At 71.3% G+C, this 13,507-nt stretch carries 14 protein-coding genes; 11 read left to right on the top strand and 3 right to left on the bottom strand.

Translation table 11 applies throughout. From position 1 onward, the window contains the following. The first annotated feature begins 36 nt into the window (after window positions 1-36). The 3 genes from AC1DWH_RS07095 (at window position 37) to AC1DWH_RS07085 (ending at window position 4,097) form a co-directional block, all read left to right on the top strand. Window positions 37-1,371 carry a glycosyltransferase gene (locus tag AC1DWH_RS07095; RefSeq protein ID WP_477093066.1) on the top strand — a complete coding sequence of 445 codons (1,335 nt, stop codon included), beginning with the start codon at window positions 37-39 and terminating at the stop codon, window positions 1,369-1,371. A 54-nt stretch (window positions 1,372-1,425) separates the two neighbouring features. Next, window positions 1,426-2,166: a phosphoglyceromutase gene (locus AC1DWH_RS07090; RefSeq protein ID WP_477093065.1), complete on the top strand. Its 741-nt coding sequence runs from the start codon at window positions 1,426-1,428 to the stop codon at window positions 2,164-2,166. A gap of 119 nt (window positions 2,167-2,285) precedes the next feature. Beyond that, a complete protein-coding gene (locus AC1DWH_RS07085) occupies window positions 2,286-4,097 on the top strand; it encodes an alkyl/aryl-sulfatase (RefSeq protein WP_477093064.1) in 1,812 nt (603 codons plus the stop codon). Between the two features lie 201 nt (window positions 4,098-4,298). Here the strand turns inward: AC1DWH_RS07085 and AC1DWH_RS07080 are convergent, their stop codons facing one another. Further along, window positions 4,299-4,709 (bottom strand): MmcQ/YjbR family DNA-binding protein, encoded by a 411-nt coding sequence (locus AC1DWH_RS07080; protein ID WP_477093063.1) that lies wholly within the window; start codon window positions 4,707-4,709, stop codon window positions 4,299-4,301. A 152-nt stretch (window positions 4,710-4,861) separates the two neighbouring features. Continuing rightward, window positions 4,862-5,527: a phosphate signaling complex protein PhoU gene (gene phoU, locus AC1DWH_RS07075; protein ID WP_477093062.1), complete on the bottom strand. Its 666-nt coding sequence runs from the start codon at window positions 5,525-5,527 to the stop codon at window positions 4,862-4,864. Window positions 5,528-5,730: 203 nt separating this feature from the next. On the opposite strand from phoU, the gene AC1DWH_RS07070 reads away from it, so the two are divergent. From AC1DWH_RS07070 to pstB, 8 genes are all read left to right on the top strand, one after another. Next, window positions 5,731-6,132, top strand: coding sequence for a DUF7144 family membrane protein (locus AC1DWH_RS07070; protein WP_456846367.1), 402 nt, complete (start codon window positions 5,731-5,733; stop codon window positions 6,130-6,132). A gap of 33 nt (window positions 6,133-6,165) precedes the next feature. Next, on the top strand, window positions 6,166-6,648 hold the full coding sequence (locus tag AC1DWH_RS07065) for a DUF1269 domain-containing protein (protein ID WP_477093061.1): 483 nt from the start codon (window positions 6,166-6,168) through the stop codon (window positions 6,646-6,648). Between the two features lie 107 nt (window positions 6,649-6,755). Further along, on the top strand, window positions 6,756-8,000 hold the full coding sequence (locus AC1DWH_RS07060; RefSeq protein WP_477093225.1) for a sensor histidine kinase: 1,245 nt from the start codon (window positions 6,756-6,758) through the stop codon (window positions 7,998-8,000). Further along, window positions 7,997-8,719 (top strand): response regulator, encoded by a 723-nt coding sequence (locus tag AC1DWH_RS07055; protein ID WP_477093060.1) that lies wholly within the window; start codon window positions 7,997-7,999, stop codon window positions 8,717-8,719. Before AC1DWH_RS07060 ends, AC1DWH_RS07055 begins: the two co-directional genes overlap by 4 nt. A gap of 195 nt (window positions 8,720-8,914) precedes the next feature. Further along, complete coding sequence (locus AC1DWH_RS07050; protein WP_477093059.1) at window positions 8,915-10,027, top strand: phosphate ABC transporter substrate-binding protein PstS; 1,113 nt, start codon at window positions 8,915-8,917, stop codon at window positions 10,025-10,027. A 105-nt stretch (window positions 10,028-10,132) separates the two neighbouring features. Next, entirely contained in the window at window positions 10,133-11,116 is a 984-nt protein-coding gene (gene pstC, locus AC1DWH_RS07045) for a phosphate ABC transporter permease subunit PstC (RefSeq protein WP_477093224.1), read from the top strand. A 40-nt stretch (window positions 11,117-11,156) separates the two neighbouring features. Continuing rightward, the gene (pstA, locus tag AC1DWH_RS07040) at window positions 11,157-12,071 is read left to right on the top strand and encodes a phosphate ABC transporter permease PstA (RefSeq protein WP_477093223.1); all 915 of its coding nucleotides are present in this window, start codon (window positions 11,157-11,159) and stop codon (window positions 12,069-12,071) included. Between the two features lie 20 nt (window positions 12,072-12,091). Then, on the top strand, window positions 12,092-12,871 hold the full coding sequence (gene pstB, locus AC1DWH_RS07035) for a phosphate ABC transporter ATP-binding protein PstB (RefSeq protein WP_456846373.1): 780 nt from the start codon (window positions 12,092-12,094) through the stop codon (window positions 12,869-12,871). A gap of 63 nt (window positions 12,872-12,934) precedes the next feature. Here the strand turns inward: pstB and AC1DWH_RS07030 are convergent, their stop codons facing one another. Continuing rightward, complete coding sequence (locus AC1DWH_RS07030) at window positions 12,935-13,444, bottom strand: hypothetical protein (protein ID WP_477093058.1); 510 nt, start codon at window positions 13,442-13,444, stop codon at window positions 12,935-12,937. Window positions 13,445-13,507 lie beyond the last annotated feature (63 nt).

The following is a 13,507-nucleotide window of genomic DNA, read 5'->3' as shown; positions in this document are numbered from 1 at the left end:
AATGGGTTGCAGACCCGTCCGCGAACAGGAGCACCCGTGACCCTCGAGCACGCCCCGCGCGTCGCCATGCTCTCGGTGCACACGTCGCCGCTCGACCAGCCCGGCACCGGCGACGCGGGCGGCATGAACGTGTACGTGCTCGAGCTGTCGCGCGCGCTGGCGGCCCGTGGTGCTCGCGTCGAGATCTTCACGCGGGCCACGTCGTCGGACCAGGCCGAGACGGTCCTCCTGCCCGGTGCCGACGCCGACGGGCGGGTCCTCGACGGTGCCGACGCCCACGCCGTCCTGCTGGCCGACGAGGTCGAGCCCGGCGTGACGCCGCCGATCCTCGTCCACCACGTGCCGGCCGGCCCCTTCGAGCGGCTGGACAAGAACGACCTGCCCGGCGTGCTGTGCGGCATGGCCGCCGGGGTTCTGCGCTGGGAGGCCGCGCGCCGGCCCGGCTGGTACGACGTCGTGCACTCCCACTACTGGCTCTCCGGGCAGGTGGGCGGGATCGCCGCGGACCGCTGGGAGGTGCCGCTCGTGCACACCGCCCACACGCTCGCCCGCGTGAAGAACGCGTCGCTGGCCCCCGGTGACGCCCCGGAGCCCAGCCAGCGGGTGGTCGGCGAGGAGCAGGTGGTGGCCGAGGCCGACGCCCTCGTCGCCAGCACCCCGGTCGAGGCCGAGGAGCTGGTCGAGCTCTACGGCGCCGACCCCGACCGCGTGCACGTCGTCGAGCCCGGCGTGGACCTGGACCGCTTCGTGCCCGGCGACCGTGGCTCCGCCCGGCGTGAGCTCGGCCTGCCGGAGGACCGGCAGATCGTGCTGTTCGCCGGCCGGGTGCAGGCGCTCAAGGCCCCGGACGTGCTGGTCAGCGCCCTGGGCGTGCTGCGGGCCACCGGCCGACCCGTTCCACTGCTCGTCGTGCTCGGCGGCCCGTCGGGTCGGTCCGGCGCGGTGCGCGAGCTCCAGGCGTTGGCGTCGATGACCGGCGTGGCGGACGACGTCCTCGTGCACCCGCCGGCCGACCGGGACACGCTGGCGCGCTGGTACCACGCGGCCGACGTGGTCGCGATGCCGTCGCGCAGCGAGTCGTTCGGGCTCGTCGCCGCCGAGGCGCAGGCCAGCGGCGTCCCCGTGATCGCCGCCTGCGTGGGCGGGCTGCGCACGATCGTCGACCACGACGTGTCCGGCCGGCTGGTCCGCGGTCACGACCCCGAGGTGTGGGCCGACGTCGTCGCGGACGTGCTGTCCTCGTCCGAGGACCGCGCCCGGTACGCGGTGGGCGCCCGGCAGGTGGCCGAGCGGTTCGGCTGGGAGACCACCGCCGACCAGATGCTCAAGGTGTACTCGGTCGCCGGCGAGGTGCGCGCGTCTCGCGCGTGACCGTGGGACGGACGTCCCTGCGCCGGACCCCTAGGCCTGCGGCAGGATGAACCCATGACCTACACCCTCGTGCTGCTCCGCCACGGCGAGAGCGAGTGGAATGCCAAGAACCTGTTCACCGGCTGGGTCGACGTGGCCCTCTCGGAGAAGGGCGTCGAGGAGGCCAAGCGCGGTGGGACGCTGCTCACGGACGCGGGCGTGCTGCCCGACGTCGTGCACACGTCCCTGCTGCGCCGCGCCATCACGACGGCCAACCTCGCGCTGGACGCCGCCGACCGCCACTGGATCCCGGTCAAGCGCTCCTGGCGCCTGAACGAGCGGCACTACGGCGCGCTGCAGGGCAAGGACAAGAAGCAGACCCTCGAGGAGTACGGCGAGGAGCAGTTCATGCTCTGGCGCCGTTCGTACGACTTCCCGCCGCCGGACATCGAGTTGGGCTCGGAGTTCTCGCAGGACAGCGACCCGCGCTACGCCGGCGAGCCGATCCCGCGTGCCGAGGCGCTCGAGCAGGTCCTCGTCCGCGCGCTGCCCTACTGGGAGTCGGACATCGTCCCCGACCTGCAGGCCGGCAAGGTCGTGCTCGTCGCGGCCCACGGCAACTCGATCCGCGCCCTGGTCAAGCACCTCGACGACGTCGACAGCGGCACCATCGCCGGCATCAACATCCCGACCGGCATCCCGCTGCTCTACACGCTCGACGAGGAGACGCTGAAGCCCACCAACCCGGGCGGCACGTACCTCGACCCCGAGGCGGCCGCCGAGGCCATCAAGGCCGTGGCGAACCAGGGCCGCTGACCCACGCCCCACCCCGCGACGTCCGAGGAGCAGCCCGTGCTCCTCGGACGTCGTGCGTTGCCGGGCGTTCACGTCGCCGTCGGATGCCCCCGGGTCGCTGCTCTGGTTGACTCCGAAACATGACACTTCCGTCTTTTGAGGACACCTCCGACTTCGACGACGTCGCGCGCGGTTTTGTCGCCGACATTCCCTCAGAGCCCCTCGTCGGGGCGGCCGGGCAGCTCGTCTGGGACCCGCACCGGTACGACTTCCTGGAGGGCGACGCCCCGGACACGGTGCACCCGAGCCTGTGGCGGCAGGCGAAGCTCGCGGCGGCAGGCGGCCTGTTCGAGGTGGTCGACGGCATCTACCAGGTCCGGCAGTACGACCTGTCGAACATGTCCTTCATCGAGGGCGACACGGGCGTCGTCATCGTCGACACCCTCATGGGGACGGAGACCGCGGCGGCGGCACTCGCCCTGTACCGCACGCACCGCGGCGACCGTCCGGTGACGGGCATCGTGATCACCCACTCCCACGCAGACCACTACGGCGGCATGCTCGCGCTGACCGGGCCGGACATCCCGATCTACGCGCCCGAGGGGTTCCTCGCGCACACCGTGTCGGAGAACGTCTACGCGGGTCCGGCGATGTCGCGGCGTGCCGTCTACATGTATGCCATGGACCTGCCCGCGGGTCCGACGGGACAGGTGGGCTGCGGGCTCGGCATGGCCACGTCCAACGGCTCGCTCGGGCTCGCGGCGCCGACGGTCTCGGTGTCGGAGACCGGCACGGAGGCCACCGTCGACGGCGTCCGCATGGTCTTCCAGTTCACGCCGGGCACCGAGGCCCCCGCGGAGATGAACGTCTGGTTCCCGGACCACAAGGCGCTGTGCATGGCCGAGAACGCGACGCACACGCTGCACAACCTCCTGACGCTGCGCGGTGCGGAGGTGCGTGACCCGCGCGCCTGGTCCCGGTTCATGCACGAGGCCCTCGGGCTGTGGGGCGGCGACGCCGAGGTCGTGTTCGCGTCCCACCACTGGCCGGTCTGGGGTGCGGAGCGGATCGAGGACTTCCTCTCCACGCAGCGCGACATGTACCAGTACCTGCACGACCAGACCCTCCGGCTGATCAACCACGGCCTCACGGGCATCGAGATCGCCGAGAGCTTCGAGCTGTCGCCGGGGCTGGACCAGGCGTGGAACGTCCGCGGCTACTACGGGTCGGTCAGCCACAACGTCAAGGCGATCTACCAGCGCTACCTCGGCTGGTTCGACGGCAACCCCGTGCACCTGTGGGAGCTGCCGCCGGAGAAGGAGGGGGCACGGATCATCGCCCTGGCGGGCGGCGCCGACAAGGCCCTCGACACCGTCGAGTCGCTGCTCGCGACGGGGGAGACCGACGACCTGCGCTGGGCGACCACGCTCGCCAGCCACGTCGTGTTCGGCGGTGGCGACGACGACCGCGCGCGGGGGCTCCTGGCCCAGGCGCTCACCACCCTGGGGCACGGCTCCGAGAACGCCACGTGGCGCAACTTCTACCTGCGTGGTGCCGAGGAGCTGCTCGGCGGCATCGCAGCGCCCCCGCCCGACCTGTCGACCCCGTCGACCCTCGGCGGCCTGACGATCACCCAGCTGTTCGACTCGATCGGCGTCCGCATCGACGGCCCGCGCGCCGGTGCCGAGAAGCTGGCGATCGACTGGGTGTTCACCGACTCGGACCTCACGTACCGGACCGAGCTCTCGAACGGCGCCCTCATCCACGCCGAGCGCGGCCCGCGCGCCGCGGCCCCGGACCTCACGGTCACCCTCACCAAGGGTCTGCTCATCCGCCTGCTGTTCCTGCAGGACAAGGAGGGCATCGAGTTCGACGGCGACCAGGGCGCCCTCGGCCGCCTGCTCACCTACGTCGACTCGACGTCGAACACCTTCCCGATCGTCACCCCGTAACCCCCGCCAACGTCCGCACTCGAGCGGCCCCCAACCCACCCGAGTGCGGACGTTGCGGATGGTGACTGCTCCGCGACGTCCGAGCATCTACACGCCAGAGCCCCTATGTCCTCGGACGTCCCCGATGGCGATCCCGCAGCGTCCGAGCATCTACGGGCCGGAGCCCCTATGTCCTCGGACGTTGCGCGGGCTCGGGGCTCGTCAGGGGCGGGCGGCGTCGAACGCGGCGACGGCCTTCTTCGTCGCGGAGCGGCGCCAGGCCTCCTCGACCAGCTCGGCGAGGGCGTCCCAGTCGGGGTCGTGGGCGGCGTCGAGGTGCGCGCCGATCCAGCCGTACCGACCCATGTACGGGGCAATGAAGTACCGGACCGGGTCGCGCGCGACGACGGCCTGCTGCTCGTGCCGGTCCGCCTTGCACCACAGGGCCAGGCGCCCGTCGGCGTGGTGGTCGGGCAGGATCCAGGCGAACCGGCTCCCGCGCGTGAAGAACCCGGTGTTGCCGTACTCGTCGAGCTCGGCGGAGGTCTCCGGCAGCCACGCGACGACGGCGCCGAGCCGCTCCCGTGCCACGGCGACGTCGTCGTCCCCCCACCCGAGCACCCGCTCCGCCATGCCGACCACGCTACCGAGCGCCCGACGACCCGCGACCTTCGTCGGACTCTCACGACCTCGGGCGGAGCGCGCACGCAGACAGCAAGAGCGGCGGCCTGCAACGAGGGCAGGCCGCCGCTCTCGTCGTGAACGGGGCGAACGGGTGCGGCGGGTCAGCCGGCGGTGCGGTCCAGCTCGGCGCGACCGGCGCCGGTCACCAGGTAGGTCACGCGGCGCGCGACCGAGACGCCGTGGTCGCCGAACCGCTCGTAGTAGCGGCCCAGCAGGGTGACGTCGATGGTCTCCTGCGTGGTGCCGGCCCAGGCGCCGCCGAGGAGGGCCGCGAAGGTGTCCTCGTGCAGCTCGTCGAGGAGGTCGTCGTCCTGCTCGATGCTCTCGGCCAGCAGGACCTCGCGGCTGTTGAGCAGGGTCGTGGTGCGTCGGGCGACGCGGACGGCGGCGTCGTGCATCTCGGCGAACGTGCCGGACAGGGCGTGCGGCACGGCGTGCCGGGGGTAGCGACCGCGGGCGACCTGGGCGACGTGGCGCGCGAGGTCGCCCATGCGCTCGAGCGAGGCGCTCATGCGCAGCGCCGAGACGACGATCCGCAGGTCGGTGGCGACGGGCTGCTGCTGCGCGAGCAGCAGGACGCAGCGCTCGTCGAGATCGCGCTCGATGGCGTCGATGGCCAGGTCGTCGGCGATCACGGACTCCGCGAGAGCGAGGTCGGCCGTGAGCAGCGCGATGCCGGCGTTGGTGATGGCGTGCTCGACCCGGCCGCTCATGGACGCCAGGTCCTCGCCCAGCTGCTGCAGCTCGGCGTCGAAGATGTCCCGCATGTGCTCCCTCTCGTGCAGGCGGCGGATGCCGCGCGCAGGTCAGGCTGACATTTTCAGGTGAACGGTGGGGCCCCCGCAGGTGAACGGACGACGGCCGTTGCGTACCTCGACGATACGCGCGGCGATTCGTCCCCTCTGTCCCTCGCGGGCACGTAACCTGCCACCAGAGGGACCACCGGGTCCACGAGCAGGAGGTATGCACGATGGCGCAGAGGGTGACGGCCTGGGTCGGCTGGGTGTGGTTCGCGGCGTTCGCGATCCTCGTGGCCGGATTCATCAACCTGGTCTCCGGACTGACCGCGGTGTTCTCGCCGAAGACGGTGCTGTCGTGGACGACGGACGGGCTCGCGCTCGTCGACGTCTCGACGTGGGGATGGGTGCACCTCGTCCTCGGCGCCGGGCTGGTCTTCGCGGGCTTCGCCCTGTTCGGCGGCGCCACGTGGGCCCGGCTGGTCGCGATCGTGCTGGTGGTGATCAACCTGATCGCCCAGTTCGTGTCGCTGCCGATCACGCCCTGGTGGTCGATCGTGGTGATCGCGCTGGACCTGGTGATCCTGTGGGCACTGACGGTGCACGGCGACGAGGTCGCACGTGCGAGCCGGTAGGGACATGACGACGACAGATCGAGAGGGACGACGATGACGACGTTCACGGCGTGGAAGTTCGACACGGCCGACGGTGCGGAGAAGGCGGTCACCGCGCTCAAGGGGGCGCAGAGCGACGGTCTGGTGAAGATCGTCGACCACGCGGTCATCAGCTGGCCCGAGGGCGGTGCCCGGCCGGAGATGAACCACTCGAACGAGGACAAGTGGCGCGGCACCGGCTGGGGCGCGTTCTGGGGGATCCTGTTCGGCGGGCTGTTCTTCGTGCCGCTGCTGGGCGCCGCTGTCGGGGCCGCGGCCGGGGCCATCAGCAAGGCCGTGTCGGCGGTGGGCATCAGCGAGGACCAGCTCGAGAACATCCGCGCGCAGATCACCCCGGGCACGTCGCTGCTGTGCGCCGTCACGGAGAACGCGAACATGGACCGGCTCGGCGAGCGGATGCACGGGCTGCACAGCACGCTCGTGGCCACGAACCTCACGGACGCCGAGAAGTCGCTGCTCATGGAGACGTTCGGCTGACGCCCGGACGATGAACGGTCGGTGAACGCCCGGCTGCGCACCGCGCCATCGGCGCGGCGCACCGTCGGGCGCGTCCTAGGGTGAGTCCCGTGAACGGTTCCAACGGGATGCTGCTGCTCCTCGCCGGCGGGCTCGGCCTGCTGGTCGGCGTGTGGGCGACGCTGGCGTTCCGGTTCAGCGAGCGCGAGCAGAAGACGCTGCCGCCGATGGCCGAGCCGCAGCTGGACGACGGCCTGGTGCGCACGCTCGCCGTGCTGCGCTCGGCCGCCGTCGTGCTGGACGACGCCGACCACGTGCTGCGTGCCTCGGCGCCGGCGCACGCGCTGGGCATCGTGCGGGACGGTCGGATCGCCCCGGCGGCGATCCGGGACCTGATCGCGCTGGTCCGCCGCGACGGCGTCATCCGGGACGAGGTCCTCGAGGTGCCCCGCGGCCCGGTGGGCCCGGGCGTGCTGCTGGTCCAGGTGCGCGTCGCGCAGGTGAGCGCCGAGCACCTCGTCGTGCTGGCGGAGGACCTGACGCAGGCCCGTCGGCTGGAGGCGATCCGGCGCGACTTCGTGGTGAACGTGTCGCACGAGCTCAAGACGCCCGTGGGCGCGCTGGCCCTGCTGGCGGAGACGGTCCAGGACGCGGCCGACGACCCGGAGGCGGTGCGCCGGTTCGCCGGCCGGATGCAGACGGAGGCGACGCGGCTCTCGGCGCTGGTGCACGAGATCATCGAGCTGTCGCGGCTGCAGGTCGCCGGCGCGCTGGGGCAGCTCGGCCTGGTCGACGTCGACCAGGTGCTCTCGGAGGCGGTCGACCGCGCCCGCACGACCGCGGAGGCCAAGAAGGTCCGCCTCGACATCGGCGGGGTGCGCGGCACGCGCGTGTTCGGGCAGCACGAGCTGCTGGTCACCGCGGTGCGCAACCTGCTCGACAACGCGGTGGCGTACTCGGGGGAGGCCTCGCACGTCGGCGTCGGGGTGCGCACCGAGGGCGACCTCGTGGAGATCGCGGTGGTCGACGAGGGCATCGGCATCTCCGTCGCCGAGCAGGAGCGCGTGTTCGAGCGGTTCTACCGGGTGGATCCGGCCCGTTCGCGAGACACGGGCGGCACCGGTCTGGGACTGTCCATCGTCAAGCACGTCGCGGCGGACCACGGCGGGGACGTGACGGTCTGGTCGCAGCCCGGCCGGGGGTCCACGTTCACCCTGCGCCTGCCGCGTGCCGAGGAGCACCCGACCGCGAGCATCAGCCCGCGGTCGGCCCCCGAGGCAGGCAGCGGCCCGGGCACGCAGGACGAGCCCGACGACACGATCGACATCGACCACGACATCGAAGGAGCGCACGTGCGCCGGAGCGCGTCATGACCCGGATCCTGCTCGTCGAGGACGAGGAGTCCTACCGGGACCCGCTGACGTACCAGCTGGAGCGCGAGGGTTTCGACGTCGTCACCGCCGCCACCGGACCCGAGGCGCTCGAGCGGTTCGAGGAGCATGGTGCGGACCTCGTCCTGCTCGACCTCATGCTCCCGGGCCTGCCCGGCACCGAGGTGTGCCGCCGCCTGCGACTGGTCAGCGACGTGCCGGTCATCATGCTCACGGCCAAGGACGACGAGATCGACAAGGTGGTCGGCCTCGAGCTCGGCGCCGACGACTACGTCACCAAGCCGTACTCGTCGCGCGAGCTGCTGGCGCGCGTGCGGGCGGTGCTGCGCCGGCGCGAGTCGGTGGTGGTGGCCGCGGGGGCGTCCGCCTCGTTCGCCGACGACGAGGACGACGAGCTGCTGGCCGCAGGCCCGGTCCGGATGGACGTCGAGCGGCACACGGTCCGGGTGCGCGACGAGATCGTCGCGTTCCCGCTCAAGGAGTTCGAGCTGCTCGAGCTGCTGCTGCGCAACGCCGGGCGCGTGCTGACGCGCGGGCAGCTGATCGACCGCATCTGGGGCTCCGACTACGTCGGCGACACCAAGACCCTCGACGTCCACGTCAAGCGGGTCCGCGCCAAGATCGAGCTCGACCCGGGCAACCCGACGCTCCTGCTCACTGTGCGCGGCCTGGGCTACAAGCTGACCGACGACGTCGCGTAGCGACCTCCCACGTGCGCCCCGTCCACCTCGAGGTGGGCGGGGCCTCGTGCTGCCGGGGGTCGGACGCCCGTCCGACTCGTCGGCCACCGTTCACCTGGGGTTCACCCGATCCGGTCCAGCCGGTCACGTCCGCTTCCTACGGTCAGCATCGCCGCGCACACATCGGTGCGCACTCGATCGACAGGACGGACCACAGTGAAGCTTCCCCTCCTCGGCCGCATCGGGGCGGTTGCCCTCGTCGGCACCCTCGCCCTCACGCTGTCGGCCTGCGGATCGGACAACGCGGTCGGGACCCCGTCGTCCGACACGGGCTCGGACGCCCCGGCCTCGACCCTGTCCGGCACCCTCAACGGTGGCGGCTCCAGCGCGCAGGAGAAGGCGCAGCAGGCGTGGGTCGCCGGGTTCCAGACCGCGAACCCGGACACCACGGTCAACTACACGACCACCGACTCGGGCGCGGGCCGCAAGGGCTTCCTCGACGCCTCGCTCGACTACGCCGGCTCGGACGGCGCCCTGAACGCTGACGAGCTCACCGCGTCGACGGACCGCTGCTTCGGCGGCTCGGGCATCGACCTGCCCGTCTACATCAGCCCGATCGCCGTGGCCTTCAACATCGACGGCGTCACCGAGCTGAACCTGAGCGCGGACGTCGTCGCGAAGATCTTCTCCGGCGCGATCACCACCTGGGACGACGCGGCCATCACGACGCTGAACCCGGACGCGACGCTCTCGGGCCCGATCACGGTCGTGCACCGCTCCGACGACTCGGGCACGTCGAAGAACTTCCAGGACTACCTGTCCAAGACCGCGCCCGACGTGTGGACCTACGAGGTCTCGAACACGTGGCCGGTGACGGTCGGCCAGGGCGCCAACGGCACCTCGGGCGTCGTGCAGACCATCCAGGCCGCGCCCGGCACCATCGGCTACGCGGACGCGTCGGCCGTCGGTGACCTCGGCAAGGTCTCGCTGGGTGTCGGCTCCGAGTTCGTCGCCCCGACCGCGGACGCCGCCGCCAAGACGGTGGACGCCTCGCCGCGGGACGACACGCGTGCCGACGGTGACATCGTCATCAACGTCGACCGGACCACGACCGAGTCGGGCGCGTACCCGAACATCCTCGTGTCGTACCTGCTGGTCTGCAACACCTACGACAGCCAGGACACGGTCGACCTGATCAAGGGCTACGCGAACTACGTGGCCAGCGCCGACGGCCAGTCGAAGGCGGCCACCGCGGCCGGCTCGGCGCCGATCTCGGACACGCTGCGCACGGACGTCCTCGCCTCGATCGACGCGATCACCACCAAGTAGTCGGCTCCACCGTCGTCGKCCGGCGGCCGCACCCGCGGTCGCCGGACGACGACGCACTACCACTCCCCTGACAGGAGAGCTCAGTTGGCCTCGCCCACCACAGCGATGACCCCGCCGGTCGCACCGGCCCGGACGCCCAGACGCCGTTCGCGGCCGACCGACCGCGGGTTCGACCGCGGGTTCCGGTACGTGGCGGTGTGGTCGGGGATCTTCATCCTGGCGGTGCTCGCCTCGGTCGCGATCTTCCTGATCATCGAGGCCATGCCGGCACTGACCAACCCCGACCTCGCGTCGGTGGTCCCGTGGATCCCGGCCGACGGCAACCTCTGGTCGGTCGTCGGGCCGCTGATCTTCGGCACCGTCCTGGCGGCCATCGTCTCGCTCGGCCTCGCGGTGCCGGTCGCCGTCGGGATCGCGCTGTTCATCTCGCACTACGCGCCGCGCCGCATGGCCTCGGTGCTCGGCTACGTCGTGGACCTGCTCGCGGCCATCCCGTCGGTCGTCTTCGGCCTGTGGGGCGTGCTGGTGCTGGCGCCCAAGGTGCAGCCGGTCTGGCAGTTCCTCGTCGACTACCTCGGCTGGATCCCGCTGTTCGCCGGTGACGCCCACGGCAACGCGTCCAACCCGCCGCGCGTGCTGATGACGACGGCCCTGGTCCTCGCGGTGATGATCCTGCCGATCATCACCGCCGTCAGCCGCGAGGTGTTCCTGCAGACGCCGCGCCTGCACGAGGAGGCCGCGCTGGCCCTCGGCGCCACGCGGTGGGAGCTGATCCGGATGGCCGTGCTGCCGTTCGGGCGTTCCGGCGTCACGTCCGCCGCGATGCTCGGTCTCGGTCGCGCGCTCGGCGAGACGATGGCCGTCCTGATGATCCTGTCGCCGGGACTGCTCTACTCGTTCAAGCTGCTCGTCGCGAGCCAGCAGCAGACGATCGCCGCCAACATCGCGGCGAGGTTCAACGACGCGAACGACATCGGCCGGTCGGCGCTCATCGCGACGGGCCTGGCGCTGTTCGTCATCACGCTGCTCGTCAATCTGGCCGCCCGCGCGATCATCGCGCGCCGCAAGGACTTCTCGGGAGCGAACTGACGTGGCCATCACCGACACCGTCACCCCCGAGTCCGCGGAGCTGCGCCGCGCGCTGTCGCAGGTGAACCCTGGGCGCAAGCGCAAGGACACGTTCATGCGCTGGCTCGTCTACGGGGCGTTCGGCCTCGCGATGATCCCGCTGGTCTCGCTCATCTGGAGCGTGCTCACCAACGGCCTCGGCCGGTTCGACCTCTACTTCCTCACGCACTCGATGCGCAACGTGTACGGCGGCATGGACGCGGGCGGCATCTACCACGCCCTCCTCGGCACGTTGCTCATCACGGCGCTGACGGCGGTCATCTCGGTGCCGATCGGCATCCTCACGGCGATCTATCTGGTCGAGTACGGGTCGGGCCACCTGGCGCGGGCGGTGACGTTCTTCGTCGACGTGATGACCGGCATCCCGTCGATCGTGGCCGGCCTCTTCGCGTTCTCGCTGTTCTACCTGGTGGTCGGACCGCAGTCGCGGAGCGGGGCCGTCGGCGCCGTCGCGCTGTCGGTGCTCATGATCCCGGTGGTGATCCGGTCCACGGAGGAGATGCTGCGGCTCGTGCCCAACGAGCTGCGCGAGGCGTCGTTCGCGCTCGGCGTCCCCAAGTGGCTGACGATCATCCGGGTGGTGCTACGCACGGCCGTCGCCGGCATCACGACGGGCGTGATGATCGCGATCGCCCGCGTCATCGGCGAGACCGCGCCGCTGCTCATCACCGTGGGTGCGACCGACTCGATCAACCGGGACGTCTTCCACGGCAACATGATGACGCTGCCCGTCTACGTCTACCGGCAGTACGCGGCGGGTCTTGTGCCCTGCGCGCCGGGCGATGACGCTTGCATCCCGACGATCAATTACGACCGGGCCTGGAGCGCGGCGCTCGTGCTCATCCTGGTCGTCATGCTGCTCAACCTCGTGGCGCGCGGCGTGAGCCGTTGGTTCGCGCCCAAGACCCGGGCCTGAGCCCCACAAGGAGAACGACGATGGCACAGCGAATTGACGTCAAGGACCTCAACATCTTCTACGGCGACTTCAAGGCGGTCGCCGACGTCGGGATGTCGGTCGAGCCGCGGTCCGTGACCGCGTTCATCGGCCCGTCCGGCTGCGGGAAGTCGACCTTCCTGCGCACGCTCAACCGGATGCACGAGGTGATCCCCGGCGCCCACGTGCAGGGCTCGGTCGCGATGGACGGCGTCGACCTCTACGGCTCGGACGTCGACCCGGTGGCCGTCCGCCGCCAGGTCGGCATGGTGTTCCAGCGCCCCAACCCGTTCCCGACCATGTCGATCGCGGACAACGTGCTGGCCGGCATCCGGCTGAACAACAAGCGGATCTCCAAGGGCGACGCCGCCGAGGTGGTCGAGCGGGCCCTGACCAGCGCCAACCTGTGGAACGAGGTCAAGGACCGCCTGAACCGCCCGGGCTCCGGCCTGTCCGGCGGCCAGCAGCAGCGCCTCTGCATCGCCCGCGCCATCGCCGTCAAGCCCCAGGTGCTGCTCATGGACGAGCCCTGCTCGGCCCTGGACCCGATCTCGACCCTCGCCATCGAGGACCTGATCTCCGAGCTGAAGCACGACTACACGATCGTGATCGTCACGCACAACATGCAGCAGGCCGCGCGGGTGTCCGACCGGACGGCGTTCTTCAACCTCAAGGCCACCGGTCAGCCGGGCCGCCTGGTCGAGATCGACGACACGTCGACCATGTTCTCCTCGCCGCGCGAGCAGGCCACGGAGGACTACATCTCGGGCCGCTTCGGCTGAGCCGGGGGCACGCAGCACGAAGGGGGCCGTCCTCGCCGGGACGGCCCCCTTCTCGCGTATCGATCAGCTGGACGCCGACGGCGTCGGGATCATCGTCGCGTACTCCGGCAGCGAGCCGTCGAGCACCGGCAGGTTGACCGTGATGGAGCCGTCCTCGGGGGTCGAGAACGTCACCTTGAGCACGGCGCCGGGCGGGACGTCGAGCGAGTCGAAGAGCACGGTCGCGGTGCCGTCCTCCGGCACGTCGCCGCCGCCCAGCAGCACGGTCTCCTTCGGGCCGAGCTCGACGTCGGTCGAGTCGGTGCCGTCGCTGACGGTCACGGTCCGGTCCTCGTCGCCGTCGTTGATGAGGCCGCCGAGCACCGTGCCGGGCTCGCCCTTCGCGGCGGAGACCACCAGGAGGTTGCTGCCGCGCACGTCGCCCAGCGTGAACCGGATGCCGTCGGCCGCGCTGTACGGGTCCTCGGTGGTGATCCCGTTCGTGGCGGAGCAGCCGGCCAGCACGAGGCCGGCGACGGTGGCGCCGACGACGAGGGCGGCAGCCCGGAGAGTGCGGGGGCGGGGCGAGGTCACAGTGACTCCTCGGGGCGTCAGGCGGCTGCAGCGGGCTGTCGACGGGTCTCCCGTCGGGCCAAG

The sequence above is a fragment of the Cellulomonas sp. P2_F12 genome (assembly GCF_056403775.1).
Note: the sequence above shows the minus strand (reverse complement) of the source record. Positions and strands in the feature narration are given on the sequence as shown.

What these genes read in the sequence shown, in the direction of transcription:
- phoU (WP_477093062.1), bottom strand. Translation starts at nt 5,527, where the DNA reads ATGCGGGACATCTTCGACGCCGAGCTGCAGCAGCTGGGCGAGGACCTG.
- pstB (WP_456846373.1), top strand. Translation starts at nt 12,092, where the DNA reads ATGGCACAGCGAATTGACGTCAAGGACCTCAACATCTTCTACGGCGAC.
- AC1DWH_RS07065 (WP_477093061.1), top strand. Translation starts at nt 6,166, where the DNA reads ATGACGACGTTCACGGCGTGGAAGTTCGACACGGCCGACGGTGCGGAG.
- AC1DWH_RS07070 (WP_456846367.1), top strand. Translation starts at nt 5,731, where the DNA reads ATGGCGCAGAGGGTGACGGCCTGGGTCGGCTGGGTGTGGTTCGCGGCG.
- AC1DWH_RS07055 (WP_477093060.1), top strand. Translation starts at nt 7,997, where the DNA reads ATGACCCGGATCCTGCTCGTCGAGGACGAGGAGTCCTACCGGGACCCG.
- AC1DWH_RS07085 (WP_477093064.1), top strand. Translation starts at nt 2,286, where the DNA reads ATGACACTTCCGTCTTTTGAGGACACCTCCGACTTCGACGACGTCGCG.
- AC1DWH_RS07060 (WP_477093225.1), top strand. Translation starts at nt 6,756, where the DNA reads ATGCTGCTGCTCCTCGCCGGCGGGCTCGGCCTGCTGGTCGGCGTGTGG.
- pstC (WP_477093224.1), top strand. Translation starts at nt 10,133, where the DNA reads ATGACCCCGCCGGTCGCACCGGCCCGGACGCCCAGACGCCGTTCGCGG.
- AC1DWH_RS07080 (WP_477093063.1), bottom strand. Translation starts at nt 4,709, where the DNA reads ATGGCGGAGCGGGTGCTCGGGTGGGGGGACGACGACGTCGCCGTGGCA.
- AC1DWH_RS07090 (WP_477093065.1), top strand. Translation starts at nt 1,426, where the DNA reads ATGACCTACACCCTCGTGCTGCTCCGCCACGGCGAGAGCGAGTGGAAT.